General features: G+C 63.6%; 22 protein-coding genes. 6 read left to right on the top strand and 16 right to left on the bottom strand.

Annotated features, from left to right (window positions below; translation table 11 throughout):
- Nucleotides 1-6: 6 nt before the first annotated feature.
- From EGJ68_RS00910 to EGJ68_RS00840, 15 genes are all read right to left on the bottom strand, one after another.
- Nucleotides 7-1755, bottom strand: coding sequence for an ABC transporter transmembrane domain-containing protein (locus EGJ68_RS00910; RefSeq protein WP_123032693.1), 1749 nt, complete (start codon nt 1753-1755; stop codon nt 7-9).
- Nucleotides 1755-2507: a twin-arginine translocase subunit TatC gene (gene tatC, locus EGJ68_RS00905; protein ID WP_123032692.1), complete on the bottom strand. Its 753-nt coding sequence runs from the start codon at nt 2505-2507 to the stop codon at nt 1755-1757. The genes EGJ68_RS00910 and tatC overlap by 1 nt, the downstream gene beginning before the upstream one ends.
- A complete protein-coding gene (tatB, locus tag EGJ68_RS00900; protein WP_123032691.1) occupies nt 2504-2884 on the bottom strand; it encodes a Sec-independent protein translocase protein TatB in 381 nt (126 codons plus the stop codon). The genes tatC and tatB overlap by 4 nt, the downstream gene beginning before the upstream one ends.
- A gap of 9 nt (nt 2885-2893) precedes the next feature.
- A complete protein-coding gene (tatA, locus tag EGJ68_RS00895) occupies nt 2894-3121 on the bottom strand; it encodes a twin-arginine translocase TatA/TatE family subunit (protein ID WP_123032690.1) in 228 nt (75 codons plus the stop codon).
- A 33-nt stretch (nt 3122-3154) separates the two neighbouring features.
- Nucleotides 3155-3475 carry a phosphoribosyl-ATP diphosphatase gene (locus EGJ68_RS00890; RefSeq protein WP_123032689.1) on the bottom strand — a complete coding sequence of 107 codons (321 nt, stop codon included), beginning with the start codon at nt 3473-3475 and terminating at the stop codon, nt 3155-3157.
- The gene (hisI, locus tag EGJ68_RS00885) at nt 3472-3879 is read right to left on the bottom strand and encodes a phosphoribosyl-AMP cyclohydrolase (protein ID WP_123033966.1); all 408 of its coding nucleotides are present in this window, start codon (nt 3877-3879) and stop codon (nt 3472-3474) included. Before hisI ends, EGJ68_RS00890 begins: the two co-directional genes overlap by 4 nt.
- Nucleotides 3880-3922: 43 nt before the next feature.
- The gene (gene ubiB, locus EGJ68_RS00880; protein ID WP_233248628.1) at nt 3923-5590 is read right to left on the bottom strand and encodes a ubiquinone biosynthesis regulatory protein kinase UbiB; all 1668 of its coding nucleotides are present in this window, start codon (nt 5588-5590) and stop codon (nt 3923-3925) included.
- The gene (locus tag EGJ68_RS00875; protein WP_123032688.1) at nt 5587-6231 is read right to left on the bottom strand and encodes a ubiquinone biosynthesis accessory factor UbiJ; all 645 of its coding nucleotides are present in this window, start codon (nt 6229-6231) and stop codon (nt 5587-5589) included. Before EGJ68_RS00875 ends, ubiB begins: the two co-directional genes overlap by 4 nt.
- A 1-nt stretch (nt 6232) precedes the next feature.
- Complete coding sequence (gene ubiE / locus EGJ68_RS00870; RefSeq protein ID WP_123033964.1) at nt 6233-6982, bottom strand: bifunctional demethylmenaquinone methyltransferase/2-methoxy-6-polyprenyl-1,4-benzoquinol methylase UbiE; 750 nt, start codon at nt 6980-6982, stop codon at nt 6233-6235.
- Nucleotides 6983-7039: 57 nt separating this feature from the next.
- Nucleotides 7040-7432, bottom strand: a complete 393-nt coding sequence (locus EGJ68_RS00865; protein ID WP_123032687.1) for a gamma-butyrobetaine hydroxylase-like domain-containing protein — start codon at nt 7430-7432, stop codon at nt 7040-7042.
- A 14-nt stretch (nt 7433-7446) separates the two neighbouring features.
- The gene (gene hslU, locus EGJ68_RS00860) at nt 7447-8775 is read right to left on the bottom strand and encodes an ATP-dependent protease ATPase subunit HslU (protein ID WP_123032686.1); all 1329 of its coding nucleotides are present in this window, start codon (nt 8773-8775) and stop codon (nt 7447-7449) included.
- A gap of 9 nt (nt 8776-8784) precedes the next feature.
- A complete protein-coding gene (hslV, locus tag EGJ68_RS00855; protein ID WP_027950629.1) occupies nt 8785-9324 on the bottom strand; it encodes an ATP-dependent protease subunit HslV in 540 nt (179 codons plus the stop codon).
- 78 nt (nt 9325-9402) lie between these two features.
- Nucleotides 9403-9969 (bottom strand): SPOR domain-containing protein, encoded by a 567-nt coding sequence (locus EGJ68_RS00850; protein ID WP_123032685.1) that lies wholly within the window; start codon nt 9967-9969, stop codon nt 9403-9405.
- On the bottom strand, nt 9970-11655 hold the full coding sequence (gene argS, locus EGJ68_RS00845) for an arginine--tRNA ligase (RefSeq protein ID WP_123032684.1): 1686 nt from the start codon (nt 11653-11655) through the stop codon (nt 9970-9972).
- Nucleotides 11656-11767: 112 nt separating this feature from the next.
- Nucleotides 11768-13966, bottom strand: coding sequence for a primosomal protein N' (locus EGJ68_RS00840; RefSeq protein ID WP_123032683.1), 2199 nt, complete (start codon nt 13964-13966; stop codon nt 11768-11770).
- Nucleotides 13967-14142: 176 nt separating this feature from the next.
- Between EGJ68_RS00840 and rpmE the strand changes: the two genes are divergently transcribed.
- Complete coding sequence (gene rpmE, locus EGJ68_RS00835) at nt 14143-14358, top strand: 50S ribosomal protein L31 (protein WP_027950632.1); 216 nt, start codon at nt 14143-14145, stop codon at nt 14356-14358.
- A 173-nt stretch (nt 14359-14531) separates the two neighbouring features.
- Nucleotides 14532-15785 carry a malic enzyme-like NAD(P)-binding protein gene (locus EGJ68_RS00830; protein ID WP_123032682.1) on the top strand — a complete coding sequence of 418 codons (1254 nt, stop codon included), beginning with the start codon at nt 14532-14534 and terminating at the stop codon, nt 15783-15785.
- Nucleotides 15786-15828: 43 nt separating this feature from the next.
- Here EGJ68_RS00830 and EGJ68_RS00825 read toward each other — a convergent pair whose 3' ends face one another.
- Nucleotides 15829-18285: a penicillin-binding protein 1A gene (locus EGJ68_RS00825; RefSeq protein ID WP_123032681.1), complete on the bottom strand. Its 2457-nt coding sequence runs from the start codon at nt 18283-18285 to the stop codon at nt 15829-15831.
- A gap of 176 nt (nt 18286-18461) precedes the next feature.
- On the opposite strand from EGJ68_RS00825, the gene EGJ68_RS00820 reads away from it, so the two are divergent.
- Genes EGJ68_RS00820 through EGJ68_RS00805 form a run of 4 tightly spaced genes read left to right on the top strand, consistent with a single transcriptional unit; the run spans nt 18462 to nt 21245 of the window.
- Nucleotides 18462-19526, top strand: a complete 1065-nt coding sequence (locus tag EGJ68_RS00820) for a pilus assembly protein PilM (RefSeq protein WP_027950635.1) — start codon at nt 18462-18464, stop codon at nt 19524-19526.
- Nucleotides 19526-20092 (top strand): PilN domain-containing protein, encoded by a 567-nt coding sequence (locus tag EGJ68_RS00815; protein WP_123032680.1) that lies wholly within the window; start codon nt 19526-19528, stop codon nt 20090-20092. The genes EGJ68_RS00820 and EGJ68_RS00815 overlap by 1 nt, the downstream gene beginning before the upstream one ends.
- A 3-nt stretch (nt 20093-20095) precedes the next feature.
- Complete coding sequence (locus tag EGJ68_RS00810; RefSeq protein WP_123032679.1) at nt 20096-20710, top strand: type IV pilus inner membrane component PilO; 615 nt, start codon at nt 20096-20098, stop codon at nt 20708-20710.
- 7 nt (nt 20711-20717) lie between these two features.
- On the top strand, nt 20718-21245 hold the full coding sequence (locus tag EGJ68_RS00805) for a pilus assembly protein PilP (protein WP_408609901.1): 528 nt from the start codon (nt 20718-20720) through the stop codon (nt 21243-21245).
- Nucleotides 21246-21255 lie beyond the last annotated feature (10 nt).

Below are 21255 nucleotides of genomic sequence, written 5' to 3'. Positions count from 1 at the left end.
GGGCGCTCACTGCTCCCGAAACTGCAAGCTCGCCAGCCGTGCATACAGCGGTGAATCGCGCAGCAGGCTCTCATGCGTTCCCGTGGCTACCAGCTTCCCCTTGTCCAGCACTGCAATGCGGTCCGCGTGGCGTATGGTAGACAGGCGGTGGGCGATGATCACCGTGGTGCGGTTGCGCATCAGCTCCTCAAGCGCGAGTTGCACCTGGTGCTCGCTCTCGCTGTCCAGGGCGCTGGTGGCCTCGTCGAGCAACAGTACGCGGGGGTTGGCCAGGATGGCGCGGGCCAGGGCGATGCGCTGGCGCTGGCCACCGGAGAGGCGTACGCCCTGCTCGCCCAGTTCGCTGTCGTAGCCGTTGGGCAGGCGCTGGATGAACTCGTGGGCGTGGGCAGCCCTGGCCGCGGCGGTGACCTCCTCCGCGCTGGCGGCGGGCATACCGTAGGCAATGTTGTAGCGCACGGTGCCGGTGAACAGCGCCGGCTGTTGTGGCACCAGGGCGATTTGCTGGCGCAGGGTTTGCAGGCGCAGCTCGCGCAGGTCCACGCCGTCGAAGAGCACGGCGCCATCCTGCGGGTCGTAGAAGCGCAGCAGCAGCTGGAATAGAGTGGATTTGCCGCCGCCGGAGGGGCCGACCAGAGCGAGGCTTTTACCTTCCTCGATCTTGAGTGACAGGCTCTTCAGCGCCGGGTCGGCGGGGCGCGCCGGGTAGGCGAAGGTAACATCGCGCAAGCTCAGGCTTGCACGCTGGGGCACAGAGCTACTGCTGCCGTCGACGATTTCACTGTGAGTTTGCAGTAGCTCCAGCAGGCGCTCGGAGGCACCGGCCGCGCGCTGCAGTTCGCCCCACACCTCTGAGATGGTGGCGAATCCGGAGCCCACCATCAGCGCATAGAACACGAATGCCCCCAGTTCGCCGCCGCTCATTTCACCGCTGATGACCGACTGCCCGCCGCTCCAGAGCATAGCGGCCATACCGCCAAATAGCAGCAGGATGGCGGCGCCCACCAGCAGGGCGCGCTGGCGAATGCGTCGGCGGGCGATGGCAAAGGCGTGCTCCACTTCCCGCCCGAAGGCGGCGCTTTCGCGGCTCTCACTGGTGTAGCTCTGCACAGTGCGTATGTGCTGAATGATTTCACCGGCGTAGCTGCCCACGCTGGCAATGCTGTCCTGGCTCTGGGTGGAGAGGCGCCGCACGCGTCGCCCGAAGAACAGGATGGGCAGCAGCACCAATGGTACCGCCACCGTGATAATCAGGCTCAGCTGGATATTGGTGATGAACATCAGCACCAGGCCGCCGATCAACGTGAGGCCGCTGCGCAGGGCCATGCTCACGGAAGAGCCTATGATGGTCTGCAGCAGCGTGGTGTCGGTGGTGAGGCGCGACATGATCTCGCCGCTGCGGTTGGTTTCGAAATACCCCGGGTCCAGGTGGATGATGTTGTCGAACACCGCGCTGCGTATGTCGGCGCTCACCCGCTCGCCGAGCCAGGACACAAAGTAGAAGCGGGCAAAGGTGCCTGCCGCCATGGCTGCGGCAATCACCAGAATAACGCCGATGGCATTGGCGAGGTCTGCACGGGTGCCACCGCTGAAACCCTCGTCAATCAGCAGCTGGATGCCGCGGCCCAGGAACAGGGTGGCGCCCGCGGTGAAGATAAGCGCCGTGCCCGCCGCCAGCAGGCGCCCCCGGTAGGGCAGCAGGAAACGCAGTATGGCCAGCAGCGGTGACAGGCTGCGGCTGCGCTTTTCGCCCATTACTCCGCGTCTGCCGCGGCAGCACTGCGCCGTTTTATGATGCGCCCGAACACGATGCCGAGTTCAAACAGGCACCACATGGGCACCGCCAGCAAAGCCTGGGAGATCACATCCGGCGGGGTGAGCAGCATGCCGAAGACGAAGCAGCCGACGATGACATAGGGCCGTTTGCGTGCAAGGTCCTCGGGGGTAGTGATACCCGCCGAGATCATGATGACGACCGCGATGGGAATCTCGAAGGAAATACCGAAGGCAAAAAACAGCTTGAGCACAAAGTTCAGGTAGCTGTTGATGTCGGTCATGATGGCGATATCTTCCGGGCCCACGCTGGTAAAGAAGCCGAACACCAGCGGAAACACGACGTAATAGGCAAAGGCTGCGCCGGCATAGAACAGCAGCACGCTGGACGCCAGCAGTGGAACCGCCAGGCGTTTTTCATGCCGGTACATGCCGGGCGCGATAAAACTCCAGGCCTGGTACAGCACGTAGGGTATGGCGATGAAGATGGCGGCGACCAGGGTGAGCTTGAACGGCGTGAGGAAGGGTGACGCCACGTCTGTGGCGATCATGGAAGTCCCCTCAGGGAGCAGCGCGCGCAGCGGTTCGGAGACGAAACTGTAGATTTCGTTGGCGAACGGAAACAGCGCGATGAACACGATCAGCACGGCGAGCAATGCGCGCAACAGGCGATCGCGCAGCTCGGTCAGGTGCGCAACCAGGGGCAGTGGCTGGTCCTCGGTCTCGTCGTTCATTTCTCCGGAGGTTCCTGTGCGCGGCTCGTGGTCTCGCCATCGCTGGCCGCCCCGGCGGCTGAGTCAGGGTTCGCCTGCCCGGAGCTTGCCGTGGAGGCGGGCCCGGTAGCCGTGCTACCTCCGGTGGCTGTCTTGAAGGAATCACCGGCCTGCTGCGCGTCGCGTTTCAGGTCGCTGCCGGTTTTGCGCAGCTCCTGCATGACGGCATCGTTGTGCAGTTCCTGCTCCACCTCGCTGCGGATCTGGTTGAAGCCGCGACGAATCTGCGCGACCCAGGCGCTAACGGTACGGATCGTGGAGGGCAGCCGTTCCGGCCCTATCACCAGCAAGCCCACCACGCCAATCAGTAATAGCTCGGCGAAACCGATGTCAAACATGGTGCTGTATCACGGCTTGCTGTTGTCGCTCCGCGCGTCACCGGCACTGTCTTCTGCGGCGTCCTTGCTCTCGGCGTCCTGTTTGCCGCTGTCTTCGTCCTGAATGCTCTTGCGGAAGCCTTTCACCGCGCTGCCCAGGTCACTGCCCAGCGTGCGCAAGCGCTTGGTGCCGAACAACATGATGACAATGGCGAGAATGATCAACAATTGCCAGATACTGATGCCACCGATACCCATGAGTGTCTCCGTTGTATGATAGTGATGTCGCGGTCAACCGCGAGACGCTTTCTCGTCCAGCCCGGACACGCCGAAACGTTGTGCCAGGCACTCCAGCACCGCCCCGGAATCCAGCTCCAGGTGAGAGAGCATGACCAGGGTATGAAACCAGAGGTCAGCCACTTCCCCGACCAGTTCCTGGGGGTCTTCGCCGGCATCCTTGGCGGCGATGATCACCTCGGTGGCCTCTTCCCCCACTTTCTCCAGAATCTTGTTCAAACCCCGGTGGTGCAGGCTGGCCACGTAGGAACTTTCCGGGCTTGCCGTACGGCGCGCCGCGAGTATCGCGTCCAATTGTTGCAGAACATTGTTCACGGTGTGTTTCCGTACATGGATTCGGGGGACTTTAGCACCGGGTCGGTAACTTCCCAGTTGTCACCGCTCCAGCGCTGATAAAAACAGTGGCGGCGCCCGGTGTGGCAGGCAACGCCGCCCAGTTGCTCGACGCGCAGCAACACGGTGTCGCCGTCGCAGTCCAGGCGCAGTTCGCGCAGCAGCTGCACATTCCCGGAGCTTTCGCCCTTGCTCCACAGGGCCTGGCGCGAGCGCGACCAGTACACGGCACGGCCTGTCTCCGCGGTGCGCTGCAGCGCTTCCGCATTCATCCAGGCAAGCATCAGCACATCGCCGTTGGCGGCATCCTGAGCGACCGCGGGCACCAGGCCCTGATCGTTCCAGCGCACGGCCTGCAGCAAGGTTGCGGTGTTTTCAGATGTCATGGTGTCCATAGGCCAGCATTATGGCACACCGGCCAGAGCCCGCCTATTCACCCCGATTGCAGGTCGGCCAGAGCAGCACCAGGGCAGCGCCGAGCAGCAACCAGCTGGCGACTGGCGCAGCGGCGATGAAGGCCCAGCCGCCGGGCACCGCGAGCACCAGCCCGGCAGCGGCAAGTGCTGCCGCGGCAGCGCGGCGGCGTGCGACACGCTGGCGCTGCGCGCTTTGCGCGGTCAACACACGCTGTTGCTGCTTCTGCTGCTGGCGGGACGGGCCGGGTGCTGCGTGTTTGCGCTGCAAATTATCGAGCACGGCGTCCGGCACCTGCGGCAGCTGCTCCAGCCAGGAGGGCACATGCCGTTGCAGGCGTCGCAACACCGACTGCGGGGAGTAGCGTTCCTGTACCCAGCGCTCAAGGAAAGGCTGCGCGGTATCCCAGAGGTTGAGCTGGGGATACAACTGACGCCCCAGGCCCTCTATGTTCAGCAGGGTTTTCTGCAGTAGCACCAGGGCGGGCTGCACTTCCATATCGAAGCGGCGCGCGGTGCTGAACAGGTAGATCAGCAGCTGGCCAAAGGAGATGTCGCTGATCGGCCGCTCGAATACCGGCTCGCAGACAGCGCGCATGGCTGACTCGAAATCCTGCACGCGCGTGTCCGGCGGCACCCAGCCGCACTCCACGTGCAGCTCGGCCACGGCGCGGTAGTCGCGCTGGAATACGGCGAGCAGGTTGCGCGCCAGGTAATACTGGTCGGCATCGCTTAAGCTGCCGACAATGGCGCAGTCCACCGCGATGTAGCGTGGGTTGGCCGGGTCCGTTGCATTGACGAAAATATTGCCCGGATGCATATCGGCATGGAAAAAGTTGTCGCGAAACACCTGGGTAAAGAAGATTTCCACACCGCGCTCGGCAAGTAGCTTCAAGTCGGTGCCGCGCGCCTCCAGCGCCGCCATGTCGGTGACCGGGATGCCGCTGATCCGCTCGGCGACCATCACATTGCTGCGGGTGTAGTCCCAGTGCACCTGGGGTACATACACAAGATCGCTGCCTTCGAAGTTGCGCCGCAGCTGCGAGGCGTTGGCGGCCTCGCGGCGCAAATCCAGTTCGTCGAGGATGGTCAGCTCGTAATCGGCGACCACTTCCACCGGGCGCAGCCGACGGCCGTCCGGTAAAAAGCGCTGGACCAGTCGCGCCAGGGTATACAGCAGGGCGAGATCCTGACGGATGACCGGCTCGATGTCGGGTCGCAGCACCTTCACCACCACCTCTTCCCCGCTATGCAGCGTGGCGCCGTGTACCTGTGCCACCGACGCCGAGGCCATGGGCACGGCCTCGAAGCCTGCGAACAGGGTGTCGACCGGTTCACCCAGGGCGGACTCGATAATCCCCGCGGCCAGTGTTTCGTCGAAGGGGGGCACTTTGTCCTGCAGCCGTGCCAGTTCATCGGCGATATCGGCGGGGAGCAGATCGCGGCGGGTGGAGAGCAGCTGGCCGAACTTGATAAACACCGGGCCCAGCTCTTCCAGTGCCCGGCGCAGGCGCTCACCCCGGTTCATGCCAGGGTGGCTGTTGCGCCAGGGTGACAGGCGCAGCAACAGGCGTGCGGTGGCAGGCAAACCCTCGGCGGCAACAAATTCCTGCAGCCGATAGCGCCCGGCAACGCGCAGGATAAGCAGCAGCCGCCGGCTGCGGGAGAACAGCCCGGCGCTCACGCGTGCGTGTCCCGCATGCGCTTGCGCAGCCGCTCCAGCCGCGACTGCAGTCGCTCCACGCGCTGTTGCAGCGATTGCAGGTCGCTGTAGAAGTCTTCAACTTCGAGGCGCGGCGGCGTCAGGCGCGCCTCTTCGTGGATAAATTCGTCGAGTTGCCGCAGCAGGCTGTTCGAGGCGGCGCTGCCGGCACTGAAGCCGGCGCGCAGGAACTCCGCGAATTGATGCCCCGCAACGTCCCCCAGTACATTTACCAGCGGGGCTTCCCAGTCCAGGTCCAGGCGCCCGATGATGCCCTGCAGCTCGATCAGTGGCGCACTGTCGCCCTGCAAGGCGAGGTTGCCATTGATCAGAGTGGCAGCCGGGTCACTGGCAGCCGCCAGCTCGGCGAAATCGGCGGCTGCACCGCGCACGCGTGTGGTGACGGGGCCATCGTGGAAGCCCAGCAGGCGGGTGCGCTGCACGCCGGGTTGCAGGTAGACATTGATTGCCGGTGAGGTGCATTCGATGGCGAAGGTGCATCCGGCCAGGCGGCCCAGCTGCTGCTGGCCCGCCGTGTCCAGTGACAGGGCGCGGTTGAGTGCCTCTTCCAGGGCAGCCAGTGCCGCCGTGGTCAGCGTTGGATCAATGCCGGCGGCCGCCATGTCAGGCCTTGAAACCCCGGTGCAGGGCAACCACACCACCGGTGAGGTTGTGGTATTCGCAATTGACGAAGCCAGCGTCTTCCAGCATGCCGAGCAGGGTTTCCTGATCCGGATGCATGCGAATGGACTCCGCCAGGTATTGATAGCTGTCGCTGTCCCCTGCCACCAGCTTGCCCATGAAAGGCAGCACGCGGAAGGAGTAGCTGTCGTAGGCTTTTTCCAGCAACGGGTTGGCGGGCTTGGAGAACTCCAGGACCAGCAGCCGCCCGCCGGGCTTGAGTACGCGCAACATGGAGCGTAGCGCGAGGTCTTTGTCGGTGACGTTGCGCAGGCCAAAGGCGATGCTGACGCAGTCGAAACTGTCGTCCGGAAAGGGCAGGTGCTGCGCATCGGCCTGCACGAATTCCAGGTTGCCCTGGTAGCCGTGGTCCAGCAGTTTGTCCCGGCCCACATTGAGCATGGATTCGTTGATGTCTGCCAGCACCACGCGGCCAGTGGGGCCGACGATGTCGGCAAATTTTGCCGCCAGGTCGCCGGTGCCACCGGCGATATCCAGCACCGACTGTCCGCCGCGCACGGCGCTCAGTTCAATGGTGAAGCGCTTCCAAATACGGTGAATGCCGCCGGACATGAGGTCGTTCATCAGGTCGTAACGCCCCGCCACCGAGTGGAAAACATTGGCCACCAGGCCGGCCTTGGCATCTTCCTCGACTTCCCGGTAACCGAAATGGGTGGTGCGTTTATCGCTCATGCGGCCTCCGCCGTCATACAACAGGGCGGTCATTGTAGCGCGATGTTGGCCCTGCGGTCAGGGTTGGAACTGGATGACCTGTACCTGGGGGTCGCGGGTAGCACCGGCGGCGGACATGCGATCGAGATAGTCCTGCCACAGCGCTTCGCGGCGGCTGCACAGGTCGTGAAGATAGTCCCAGGAATAGAGCCCGGTGTCGTGGCCATCGTCGAACACCAGCTGCAGCGCGTAGTGGCCTACCGGCCGAATGTCGGTAATGGCCACATGCATTTTGCCGGTCTGCAGTATCTCCTGTCCCGGGCCGTGGCCCTTCACCTCGGCAGAGGGGGAATACACCCGCAGGTATTCACAGGGCAGGCGATAGCGTTCGTCCTCGCTGTAAACCAGCTCCAGCTCCCGTGACTTGCGGTGCAGGTGAATGTCGATGGGGCGCGGTGCGCGGTCGGTCATGGTGGTACCTCAACCTAGAGAATAAAGCGCGACAGATCTTCGTCTTCACTCAGGGCCTGCAGCTGGCTGTTGACGTAGTCGGCATCGATAGACAGCGGCTGCTGCTGCAACCCGGCATCGGCAGCGCCAAAGGATGCCTGTTCCAGCAGGCGCTCCATCACGGTATGCAGGCGGCGAGCGCCGATATTCTCGGTTTTCTCATTCACCTGCCAGGCGGTTTCGGCAATCCGCCGCAGCCCGTCCGGCGTGAATGTGACCTGCAGGCCTTCGGTGGCCAGCAGTGCCTGATACTGCTCGGTCAGAGAGGCGTCCGGTTCGGTGAGGATGCGCTCGAAGTCACTGGCGGTGAGCGATTCCAGTTCCACGCGGATGGGCAGACGGCCCTGCAGTTCGGGGATCAGGTCGGAGGGCTTGGCCAGATGAAACGCCCCCGAGGCAATGAACAGAATGTGGTCGGTCTTGATGGTGCCGTGCTTGGTGCTTACCGTAGAGCCTTCAATCAGCGGCAGCAGGTCGCGCTGTACACCTTCCCGGGAGACGTCCGCGCCCGCGGTTTCACCGCGCTTGGCCACCTTGTCGAGCTCGTCGATGAACACAATGCCGTTCTGCTCTGCTTCGCGAATGGCGCGCTGCTTCAGGTCTTCCTCGTTCACCAGCTTGGCCGCCTCCTCGTCGGTGAGGGCTTTCAGGGCGGCTTTTACCGGCATGCGCCGGGTTTTGCTCTGCTGGCGCGACAGGTTGGAGAACATGCTCTGCAACTGGTTGGTCATTTCCTCCATGCCCGGGGGTGCCATGATCTCTACCCCGGCGCCGCCACTGGCCAGGTCGACCTCCACCTCCTTGTCATCAAGGTCGCCTTCGCGCAGTTTTTTGCGCAGCAATTGCCGCGTGCTGGCGCCGTTGTTGCTCTCTGTGCCTTCGCCGCGCGCCGGGGGCAGCAGAATATCCAGCAGCCGCTCTTCGGCTGCTTCTTCCGCGCGGAAGCGCACGCGCTGCATTTCCTGCTCGCGGTACAGCTTCACCGCCACGTCGGCGAGGTCGCGAATAATCGATTCCACGTCGCGGCCCACGTAGCCCACCTCGGTGAACTTGGTGGCCTCCACTTTGACAAACGGTGCGTTCGCCAGTTTCGCCAGTCGCCGGGCAATCTCGGTTTTACCCACGCCGGTTGGGCCGATCATGAGTATGTTCTTGGGCGTGATTTCCGCCCGCAGTGCCTCGGGCAGCTGCATGCGCCGCCAGCGGTTGCGCAGCGCGATGGCAACAGCCCGTTTGGCGTCTTGCTGGCCGATAATGTGCTTGTCCAGCTCGTGGACAATCTCTCGGGGCGTCATGTTGGACATGCGGAGGGCCTAATAGTCGAGTTGTTCGATGGTTTGGTTGTGGTTGGTGTAGATGCAGATGTCGCCAGCGATATTCAGCCCTTTTTCCACGATGCTGCGGGCATCGAGTTCGGTGTTGTCGAGCAGGGCGCGCGCGGCGGATTGCGCAAAGGGGCCACCGGAGCCGATGGCGATGAGGTTGTCTTCGGGCTCGATGACATCGCCGTTGCCGGTGATGACCAGTGAGGTTTCTTTGTCGGCGACTGCCAGCAGGGCTTCCAGGCGGCGCAGGGAGCGCTCGGTGCGCCAGGCCTTGGCCAGTTCCACGGCGGCCCGCACCAGGTGGCCCTGGTGCTTGTCCAGTTGCGCTTCAAACAGCTCAAAGAGGGTGAAGGCATCAGCTGTGCCACCGGCGAAGCCCGCCAGCACCTTGTTCTTGTGCAGCCGGCGCACCTTGCGCGCGTTGCCCTTCATGACGGTGTTGCCCAGTGACACCTGCCCGTCACCGCCAATGACAACGCTGTTGCCACGGCGCACTGAGAGGATGGTTGTACCTCGATACTGTTCCACGATAAGTCTCCTGTTGCTCCAGATATGGGGAGCCGTGGCGGGAATTCAAGCGCGCGCCGCACGCGGGCGGCGCAGATGTCAGGGCCGGCCCCGCTTCAGCAACAGGGTGTCGATGTTCTGCGCGGCGGTCAATCCGCGGGCACGGCTCATCTGCGCATGGGTGGTATACGGCCCGAGATAGACCCGGAACCAGCGCCCGTTGTCACCGGTGGACTCTTCCACGTTGGGTTCCAGCCCCAACAACAGCAGCTCGGCCCGGCGCCGGTCGGCGTCATCGCGCTGCCGGAAAGAGCCCGCCTGCAGCACGTAGTTCTCGGCGGGGGGCGGAGCGACATCGGGTTGCTGTGCCCCTTCGGCGGGTTCTACCTCCACGTCGATCGTCTGCTCCGGCAGCATGGTGTAGAAATCGAAGCGGGGTTTCGGTGGCGCTTCCGCGACAGCGGCTTCCTGGGGTTCGCGTGCCGGCTGTGTGCCCGGCGGCAGCGTGCCGAGATAGAGCAGCAGGCTGAGAAAAACCCCGGTGCCAACACCGGCGCCGAACCAGCGCCAGGGGCTTGCTGCGCCACTGTTATCCTTGCGTCGCGCCGCCTGCGGTTTGCGGCGTGCGCCGCTGCGCGTGCCCCGACCACCGGCATCGCGCGCCACTTACATGGCCTCCGGCGCGTTCACGCCCAGCAGGCCGAGGCCGTTGGCCACCACCTGGCGCACCGCTTCACTCAAGGCAATACGGGCATCGCGCAGCTCAGTATCATCGACCAGCAGTTTATGCGCGTTGTAAAAGCTGTGGAATTCGGCGGCCAGTTCGCGCAGGTAGTTTGCCACCGTGTGCGGCTCGCTGGCGGTGGCCGCGGCTTCCACCACCTCCGGATACTGGTCGAGGCGCTTGAGCAGTGCCTTCTCCTGCTCTTCCTGCAGCCGCGCCAGTGCGGCCAGGCCGCGCTCGGCCTGCCAGTCCCAGCCGTGTTCCGCCAGTTTGGCGCGCACGGAACAGGCGCGCGCATGGGCGTACTGAATGTAGTAGACGGGGTTGTCGTTGCTTTGTGACAGCGCCAGGTCGATGTCGAAGGTGAGCTGGGAACTCGGGGCCCGGGCCACCAGGAAATAGCGTGTGGCGTCACAACCCACCTCGTCAATCAGGTCGCGCAGGGTGACATAACTGCCCGCACGCTTGGACAGCTTCACTTCGCTGCCATCGCGCATCACGGTCACCATCTGGTGCAGCACGTAGTCCGGCCAGCCTTGCGGGATGTCTGCCTGCAGTGCCTGCAGGCCGGCTCGCACCCGCGTTACCGTACTGTGGTGGTCGGCGCCCTGTTCGTTGATCACGCGCTCAAAACCGCGTTGCCACTTGTTGAGATGGTAAGCCACGTCTGGCAGGAAGTAGGTGTAACCGCCCTCCCGCTTGCGCATCACCCGGTCCTTGTCGTCGCCGAAAGCCGTGGTGCGCAGCCACAGGGCCCCATCCTCTTCATAGGTATGGCCGTTGGCGATCAGCCGCGCCACGGTGGCTTCAACCTCGCCTGACTCGTACAGAGACGACTCCAGGAAGTAGCGATCAAAATTCACGGCAAAGGCCTTCAGGTCAAGGTCCTGCTCGCGGCGCAGGTAGGCCACGGCGAAGTCGCGGATGGCATCGAGATCATTCGGGTCGCCCTTGCCGTCGACATGGCGATCCCTGGCGTCGATCTGCTCGCCCGCCAGGTAGGCGGCGGCCACATCGGCGATATAGTCGCCGCGGTAGCCGTCCTCCGGCCACTGGGCATCGTCCGGCCCCAGGCCACGGCAGCGCGCCTGTACGGACAGCGCCAGATTACTGATCTGTGCACCGGCATCGTTATAGTAGAACTCGCTCGCCACCGACCAGCCGGTAGCGGCCAGCAGGCGACAGATACTGTCGCCCACGGCAGCGCCACGGCCATGGCCGACATGCAGTGGCCCGGTGGGGTTGGCGGACACGAACTCGACCTGCACGCGGCGGCCCGCACCGCTATCGCTGTGGCCAAAGCGCTCGCCCTCGGCCAGCACGCGCTGCACCACCGCGCGGCTGCGCTCTCCGGACAGGAAGAAGTTGATGAAGCCCGGCCCGGCCACCTCGGTACGGGTGATCAGCGATGACGCCGGCAGCGCCTGGCAGATCATGTCCGCGAGATCGCGTGGCTTGTAGCCCGCACCCTTGGCCAGTGTGAGTGCCACGTTGCTCGCCAGGTCGCCGTGGCTGGCGTCCCGGGTGCGCTCGATGACGATGGTCGGCCGCGTTGCTTCTGGGAGCCGGCCTTCGGCGACCAATGCATCCAGCGCCTGCTGGATCAGCTGTGACAATTGTTCCTTCATTTCCTGGGGGGCTCTACCTGCATTTTCTGGGTTGGGTGGGTGCTGGCGTGCCTGAACGGCAGCGCGCCATTATCGCCGCAAATGCCCGCCTATGGCCAGCGCGAGGCGGCGATCAACCCAGGTCCAGCGGGTCGACATCGATGGACCAGCTGAGCCCCTGGCGGGCGGGGTGCTGCTCGGCGCAATGCACCAGCAGCCTGGCCAGCTGCTGCGCCCGGCGCACATCCGGCGCCATGGCCAGCAGTTGATTGCGGAATTTGTTGGCCCGTCGCTGCAAGGGGGATGGCAGTGGGCCGATCAGTCGGCAACCCGGCAGCAGCCCGGGTTCTGCTTGCTGGCGCACGGCGCCGAGAAACTGTTCGCCCGTTTCCGTCGCCGGGCTGTCGGTGCGCAGTAAAATGAGGCGTCCGTGGGGTGGCATGCCGTGTTCCTGGCGCACCTGCAGCAGGCGCCGCGCCTGTTCTGCATAGCTCTCGGTGAGCATCGCCAGCATTAACGGGTGGTCTGGATAGTGGGTTTGCACCAGCACCTCGCCGGCATCACCAGCGCGGCCGGAGCGCCCTGCCACCTGTGTCAGCAGCTGGGCCATGCGCTCCTCGCCGCGGAAGTCGGCACTGAACAGCAGTGCATCGGCGTCGATAACCGCCACCAGGTTGACGCCGGGAAAGTGGTGCCCCTTGGTCAGCATCTGGGTGCCGAGGAGAATACACGGGGCACCCTGCTGCACCTCTGCCACCAGCGCCTGCATGGCACCCTTGCCCTGCATGGAGTCGCTGTCGACGCGGTGAATCGGCCAGGCCCCGAAGGTGCTGCGCAATACGTCTTCGGTCTGTTCGGTGCCCAGACCATTGGTGAGCAGGCGCGTACTGTGGCAGGCCGGGCAGGCCTGTGGCAGGCGCACGTGGGCCGAGCAGTGGTGACAGCGCAGCCGGCGCTGGCGGCGGTGCACGGTCATGCGGGTGTCGCAGGCCGTGCACTGGGCAATCCAGCCGCAGTCGTGACATTGCAACGCCGGGGCATAACCGCGCCGGTTGAGGAACAGCAGTACCTGCTGCCCCGCTTGCAGAGTGCTTTCAATGGCGTCGCGCAGGGCCCCGGAGAGCCCACCCTGAAGCGCCTCGCGGCGGACATCAATGGCGCGTAGCGCGGGCAGCTCACCGGCACCCGCGCGGCGCGTCAGGCGGTGGTGCCCGTAACGGCCCTGCAGGGCGTTATGCAGGGTTTCCAGCGCCGGTGTGGCACTGCCCAGCACAACCGTTGCGCCTTCCAGCTGCCCCCGTTTGACGGCGAGGTCACGCGCCGAGTAGCGGAACCCGTCCTGCTGCTTGAAGGAGCCGTCGTGTTCTTCGTCGACAATGATCAGGCCCGGCCGCAACAGGCTGCTGAAAATGGCCGACCGTGTGCCCACCACAATCGATGCGGCACCCGTGCGCGCCGCCTCCCAGGCGGCGTAGCGCTCAGTGTCGTTGAGGCCCGAGTGCAGCACGGCAATGCCGCTGCCAAACCGCTCGGTGAAGCGCGCCAGGGTTTGCGGTGTGAGGCCGATTTCGGGTATCAGCACCAGCGCCTGTTGGCCCTTGGCAAGGCAGTGGTCGATCAGCTGCAGGTACACTTCAGTTTTACCGCTGCCGGTTATGCCCTCCAGCAGGCTGCAGTGGAACTGACCGTAGTGCGCCAGTATGCCCTGCAGGGCCTGTGCCTGTTCGCCGTTCAGCGGAAGACCGGGCTGGGGAGTAATGAGGGCATGCCCGGGAGCCAGCAGGCAGCGCTCGGCGAGCCCCTTCTGTTCCAGCTGGCGCAGGATGCCGGCGCTGATGCCATTGGCACGCAGCGTGCTGGTGGCGAGTTCATCGGCGTTTTGCAGCAGGGCAAGCGCCTCGGCCTGCCGCGGTGAACGCTGCAGTGCGCCCTCGGGCAGGCCTTTGCCGCGCTGGCTGAGGCGCCAGCCTGGCTGCCCCGGTGGCTGGTGGCTCTGCGCCTGGCGCAGGCCGGGCGGGAATGCGGCTTCCAGCACCTCCCCCAGGGGGTGCTGATAGTAATCCGCAGCCCAGCGGCAAAGTTGCAAGACACCCGGCGAGAGCAGGGGGGTGGTGTCGACGACAGCCTGAGCTGCGCGCAGCGACGTTGCGGGCACTGCCGATTCGGCAGCGACCTCGATCAGCCAGCCCTGGAGCTGGCGGCGACCGAAGTCCACTTTGACCCGCACACCCGGTTGCAAACCGTTCAGGGCCTCTGCCGTCAGTTCCGCGGGGGGCAGGTAATCGAACAACGAGCGCAGTGGACAGGAAATGGCCAGGCGAAGAATGGACATCGCGCCTCTCAGCGTAGTGCGGGTGTGGATTGGCCGCGCATAATAGCGCAACTGCGGGGCTTGCGCCGGCCGCTGTGTCTGGTACTATGCGCGCCTATTTTTTCGCGTTACCTCCACAAGTCCGGTGCGGTGCCCGACAGGCTCGGGTGGCGGTGCCAATCAACAGGAGCAACACCATGAAAGCAGAAATTCATCCGAAGTACGAGGCGGTTACCGCCACTTGCAGCTGCGGCAATGTGGTTGCCACGCGCTCCACCCGTTGTGAAGATTTTCACATCGACGTGTGCTCGCAGTGTCACCCCTTCTTCACCGGCAAGCAGAAAGTACTCGATAGCGGCGGCCGGGTCGACCGCTTCAAGAAGCGTTTTGGCGCTCGCGGCGCTTCGCGCTGAGTGGCGTCTGCGGGCTGCTTTGGCAGCCTGCGACCAGGGCCGGGCACCGCGAGGTTCCCGGCTTTTTTGTGCCCGATAGAAACGACTAGAATGCGTGCGCTTGTGGCTGCCAGCGCTTTTCTATATTCTCTTGCGTCCCTCCCGCAAGCGCAGTGATCAGCGGATTTCCAACTATGAGCAAAGACTTCAGACAGGCGGCCCTCGACTACCACGCGGAGCCGATTCCCGGAAAAATCAGCATGGAGCTGACCAAGCCTGCGGAAACCCAGGCCGAGCTGGCGCTGGCCTATAGCCCCGGTGTGGCCGAGCCCTGTCGTGAAATCGCCGCCGATGCCGATGCTGCCTACCTGTACACGGGCAAGGGCAATCTGGTTGCCGTGATCAGCAACGGTACCGCGGTGCTCGGCCTGGGTAACCTGGGTGCTTTGGCGAGCAAGCCGGTGATGGAGGGCAAGGCGCTGTTGTTCAAACGGTTTGCCGGCATCAACTCGGTGGATATCGAGGTGAATACCGAGGACAGTGACAGCTTTATTGAAACCGTTGCCAATATTGCCGACACCTTTGGCGGTATCAATCTCGAAGACATCAAGGCGCCGGAATGCTTCGAAATCGAAGCGGAACTGGCGCGGCGCTGCGCCATCCCCATTTTCCACGATGACCAACACGGCACTGCCATTGTGACCGCCGCCGGCATGATCAACGCGCTCGAGATTCAGGGCAAGCGGCTGGAAGACGCCGTGATCACCTGTCTGGGCGCGGGCGCGGCGGCCATCGCCTGCATGCGCCTGCTTCTGAGCATGGGCGCGAAGCAGGAAAACATCTATATGCTCGATCGCCGCGGCGTGATCTACGCCGGTCGCGAAGGCGTTAACAGCTACAAGCAGGAGTTCGTTAACAACACCGACAAGCGCAGCCTGAGTGATGCCGTGCGCGGCGCCGATGTGTTTGTAGGCCTGTCGGGCGCGGATCTGCTAAGCGCGGATATGCTGTTGTCCATGGCGGATCGTCCCATTGTGTTTGCCTGCTCCAACCCGGATCCGGAGATCCGCCCGGAGCTCGCACACAGCGTGCGCGATGACCTGATCATGGCGACCGGGCGCTCTGACTACCCCAACCAGGTGAACAACGTGCTCGGCTTTCCCTTTATCTTCCGCGGGGCGCTGGATGTGCGCGCGAGTGCCATCAATGAGGCGATGAAGATTGCCGCCGTCAAGGCGCTCAGTGAGCTGGCGCGCGAGCCAGTGCCCGCCTCGGTGCTGAAGGCCTGCGGAGAAACGGAATTGAGCTTTGGCCCCCGCTATATCATTCCCAAGCCGGTCGACCCTCGCTTGCTGCAACATATCGCCCCGGCGGTTGCCCGTGCGGCGGTCGACAGCGGCGTGGCCCGCGTGCCCTACCCCGAGAATTACGCACCAGGCGCCGTGTAGACCAGGCGCCCTCTCCGCGGCTGCGGCGTGTCCGGCGCCCCGGCTAGAAAATGTCCCTGACCAGATCTTCCGTGGTGCCGCGCAGGCCGGCATCGCCTGTGCCCCCGCTCGGTGCGGGCACACGGTCTTCCCTGAAATACTCAAAAATAGCGTCCTGTTGCCCCGGGCGTGCCAGCAGGCCGGTATCCGGGTCAATGCGCACATGCACGACGCCCGGCGGCAGGGGTGGCTGAACATCCGGACTGTCGCGCAGGGCTCCGCGCATGTAGTCGATCCAGATGGGCAGTGCCGCCGTGCCACCAAACTCGCGCCGCCCCAGTGGCGTGTAGTTGTCAAAGCCCACCCAGGCCGTGGTGACCACGTCGCGGTTGTAACCCGAGAACCAGGCATCCATCGGCCCGTTGGTGGTGCCGGTCTTCCCGGCGAGGTCATCGCGTCCCAGTGTGAGGGCGCGTCGCCCGGTACCGCGTTTAACAACGTCTTGCAGAATGCTGGTGAGGATGAAATTGCTGCGTTCGTCCATCACCCGCTCGGCGCGGGGGGGTGCGGTGCTGTCCGCTTCCGTTGCGCCGGCGAGGATTTCCTCCATGCGCAGTTCCCGCTCCGGTGCGGCGCTCTCCAGGTTGCGCGCTGGTGGGCAATCGCGGCACACGGTGGGCGGCGCAGCGGCGAACACCTCGTTGCCGTCTGTATCCTCAATGCGCTCGATCAGGAAGGGCTGTACTGCGTAGCCGCCATTGGCGAGCACCGCGTAGGCCGTCGCGAGTTGCAGTGGCGACATGACATGGGTGCCCAGTGCCAGAGACAGATCCGGTGCGAACTCGCTGGTATCGAAACCAAAGCGCGCCACGTGGCGAATCAGTTCCGGCACCCCGATTTGTTGCAGCAGTCGTATGGAGACCAGGTTGCGCGACTGGGTCAACGCCCAGCGCAACCGCGTGGGGCCGTAGAAGCGGCCGCCATCGTTCTCGGGCCGCCAGATGTCTTCCAGCGCGGTGTCTTCCAGCACCACCGGCGCATCGTTGATGATGCTGGCGGCGGTGAATCCCGCCTCCAGTGCAGCGGAGTAAACAAAGGGTTTAAAGCTGGAACCGGGCTGGCGTCGCGCCTGGGTGGCGCGGTTGAATTTGCTGCTCTCGAAGCCGAGGCCGCCAACGATGCTGACGATGGCGCCGTTGTCGGGGTTCAGTGACACCAGTGCTGCCTGAGCGGCTGGCACCTGGCTCAGATGCCAGCGTTCGTCGTCTTTGCGCTGTACGCGAATAAGATCCCCGGCGCTGACGACATCGGCGATACTGGCCGGCGCGCGCCCCATGGAGTTCTCGGTGAGGTAGGGGTTGGCCTGGCGCAGGCCGTCATCCCAGAGCAGCTCGCCCGAGGAGCCATCACTGAACAGCAGGTCAACCCGGTCCTCGCGCAAGCGGGTGACAATTGCCGGCGTCAGGCCCGCTACCACCGGTGTGTCTGCCAGCGCGGCTAGCCAGGTGGCCGTGGCCCGGCCGTCTGCCTGTCCTGCGTCTGCCGGAGGCGGCAGCTGACGTTCCGGTCCGCGGTAGCCGTGACGTCGGTCGTAGGTCATGAGTCCGTTGACCACGGTTTGCTGGGCCAGCTGCTGCAGTTCGCTGTGGATGGTGGTGTAGACGTGATAGCCGTCGGTGTAGGCCGACATGCCGTAGCGCTCCAGCATTTCCTGGCGCGCCATTTCGGCGGCGTAGTGCGCGGCAAAGCTCAGCTGCGCGCCGTGGTGTTGGGCGCTGGCAGGCTCCTGCACGGCGGCCGCCCAGTGCGCCTGCTCGATATAGCCCAGTGACAGCATGCGTCCCAGAATCCAGTCGCGGCGCTCCTTGCTGGCCTGGGGGCCGCTGATCGGATTGTTGCGCGAAGGTGCCTTGGGAATGCCGGCCAGCATGGCGTGTTGCGCCAGGGTCAGTTCGCCGATGCCGGTGCCGTAATACACCTGCGACGCGGCCTCGAAACCGTAGGCGCGGTGGCCGAGGAATACCCGGTTGAAGTACAGCTCGAAAATTTCCTCCTTTTCCAGCGCGCGTTCGATTTTGATGGCCAGCAGAATTTCGTTGAACTTGCGGGTAAAGGTGCGCTCCAGGCTGAGAAAGTAGTTGCGCGCCACCTGCATGGTCAGGGTGCTGCCGCCCGAGCCTTTCTCTCCGGTCAGTGCCAGCTCCGACACCGCACGCATCAGCCCGGCGAGGTCAACGCCCCGGTGAGTGAAGAAGCGGTCGTCTTCCGCGGCCAGCAGCGCCTGCACAAATTGCGGCGGAATGTCCTCAAAACGCAGTGGATTCCGCTTCTGCTCGCCGAACTGTCCAATCAGGTCGCCATCGCGTGTATAGACCTGCATCGGGGTTTGCAGGCGGACGTCGCGCAGGGTCTCCACATCGGGCAGGCCGGGGTCAAGGTAGAGATACACACCCGCAAGCAGCCAGCTCAAGCCCAACAGGCCAAGCACGGAAGAGCGCAATAAAAAGCGGAGGAAACCCATTTATTCCTTTACAAAGCAGTGACTTGTATTACTGTAGTTGGGAGGGGGCTTGGCAACATTTGGTAATTATAAGCGTATTTTCGCTTTTGATTGCAGTATTGATTATGCTATATCTACAAATTAATGTAGTAGTGTATAAAAACAAGCTAAGTCAGTGATACGCATAGGAAAACGAATTGCTTGGCATTCTAGGGAAGAAAAAGTCGGTGTCGGTGTTGGGGCTGGATATCAGCTCCACAACGGTCAAGCTGCTGGAGCTTAGCCAGTCCGGGGGGCGCTATCGAGTAGAAAGCTACTCGGTCAGTTCGCTTCCGGTGGACGCGGTCATCGAGAAAAACGTGAACGATATCGAGGGCGTGACCAACGCCGTTCGAGCCGTCGTCGCACAGTCTCGCACCAAGCTCAAGGCGGTGGCGGCAGCGGTGGCCGGTTCCTCGGTGATCACCAAGATCATCGACATGCCGTCTGGTCTCAATGAGGACGACATGGAAACCCAGCTCACGCTGGAGGCGGATCAGTACATTCCGTACCCGCTGGATGAGGTGGCCATCGACTTCGAAATCCAGGGTGCCTCGCCGGAACGCGCCAATCACGTTGAGGTGCTGCTCGCGGCCTGTCGGCGTGAAACGATCGACTCGCGGGTGGACGCCATCGAAGGCGCCGATCTCACGGCGCGCATTATGGACGTTGAGGCCTACGCCATGGAGCGAGCCTACGGCCTGATCCGTCGCCAGCTCAACCTGGAACTGGAAAGCATGGTGGCGATTGTGGATATCGGCGCCACCATGACAACGCTCAGCGTGCTGAACAACGGCCAAACCATTTATACCCGCGAGCAGCTGTTCGGTGGCAAGCAGCTGACCGACGAGATCATGCGTCGCTATGGTCTGCCGCTGGAAGAAGCCGGCCTGGCCAAGAAGCAGGGCGGCCTGCCCGATGACTACGAGCCGGAAGTGTTGACGCCGTTCAAGGAAGCTGTGGTGCAGCAGGTGGCACGTTCGCTGCAGTTCTTCTTCTCTTCCAGCCAGTTCAACGACGTTGACTACATCATCCTCGCAGGTGGCGTGTCCTCCATGGACGGCCTGGTCGACCTGGTGCAGAAAAAGCTGGGTACGCCGACGGCTGTTGCCAATCCGTTTGCCGAAATGACGATTTCTTCCCGGGTCAACGCGGTTGCCCTGAGCAGCGATGCCCCCGCGATGATGATCGCCTGTGGCCTCGCCTTGCGGAGCTTTGACTGATGGCGCAAATCAATCTCCTTCCCTGGCGTGAGGAACGCAGGGCGGAGCGAAAGAAAGAGTTTCTCGCCCTGCTGGGCATGATCGGCCTGCTGGGCGTGGGCGTGGTGATTCTCGGTGACCGCATCGTCAACAGCCAGATTGACCACCAGAAAGCCCGCAATGAGTACCTGACGGAAAATATCCGTGTGCTCGACCGCCAGGTTGACGAGATCCGTGAGCTGGAGCGTCGTCGCAACCAGTTGATCGACCGGATGCGTGTCATCCAGGAGTTGCAGGGCAATCGGCCAATCATTGTGCGCGTGATGGACCAGCTGGTGCGCACACTGCCTGACGGCGTCTTCTACACCAGCCTGCAGAGCAGCAACAACGAGATCGTTTTGATCGGGGTGGCGGAATCCAACAACCGGGTGTCCAGCCTGATGCGGCGCCTCGATTCGTCCGACTGGCTGCAGCAGCCCAACCTCGATTCGGTGCGCGCAGCAACCCAGTACGGCGATCAGGCCGCGACATTCAATCTCAAGGTGAAGGTGCAATTGCCCGAATCCGATGGCGGCGCGGGAGGTTAAGGCATGGCATTCGAAGATACCCTGCGCAGTCTCCGCGAGTTTGATGTCAACGACATCGATTTCGATAATGTCGGCTCCTGGCCCACGGCGGTCAAGGCGGTGCTCTGTGTGCTGCTGCTGATAGTGGTGGTCGCGGGCGGTTACTACTACCACATCAAGGATTTGCAGTTGACCCTGGGCGGCGTGCAGGCCGAGGAAGAACGTCTGCGCCAGGACTATGAGAAAAAGGCCTTCCAGGCGGCCAACCTCGAGGCCTACAAGGCGCAGATGGTGGAAATGGAAGAGTCCTTTGGTGCATTGGTCAGCCAGCTGCCGAGCGACACCGAAGTGCCCGGGCTGCTGGAGGACATCACCAACAAGGGCCTCATGAACGGCCTGGAAATCAACAGTATTGCACTGCAGGCGGAACAGGCGCGCGAGTTCTATGTCGAGCTGCCGATTGCCATCACGGCTACAGGTTCCTACCACGACCTGGGGGCCTTCATCAGCGGCATGGCGGGTCTGCCGCGTATTGTTACGCTGCACGATTTTTCAATCTCGGCGCCGTCGGGTAACGGCAACGCGCTCAACATGAGCATTACTGCCAAGACCTATCGCTACAAGGATGGAGAGGGCTAGCATGAGCATGGAGTGGCGCCTGACCGCAGTTGCGGTATCTGCAGCCCTGCTGCTGACAGCCTGCGGATCGGATAGTTTCAGTGACCTCGATGCCTTTATGGCGGAGAAGCGTGCGCGGCCGGGCGGCATCATTGCGCCGATTCCGACTTTTCAGGCCTACGAGGCGTTTGCCTACAGTGCCACCGCGCTGCGCAGCCCCTTTGACCGTCCTGTAGAGGTGCGCGACATCACGCAAATGCAGGCAATCAGCGCGATCAAACCCGATGAAAAGCGGGCTCGCGAGTTCCTCGAGCAGTACACCTTCGACTCGCTGACGATGGTGGGGTCGCTGGAGCGCGGAGGAACACAGTGGTCCCTCATCCGGGACCCGGATGGAGGGGTACACCGCGTGCGCCTCGGGAATTACCTGGGTCGCAACCACGGCCGGATCGTCGAGATGACGGATACCTTCGTAGCGGTGGTAGAGATCGTCAGTGACGGTACCGCAGACGGGTGGGTGGAGCGTCCGCGGACAATCGATCTAAGCGGCATCTGACGCAGGGGCC

The organism is Haliea alexandrii, from assembly GCF_003719295.1.
GTDB classification, from domain to species: domain Bacteria; phylum Pseudomonadota; class Gammaproteobacteria; order Pseudomonadales; family Halieaceae; genus Haliea; species Haliea alexandrii.
This window is presented reverse-complemented; position numbering and strand designations above follow the sequence as displayed.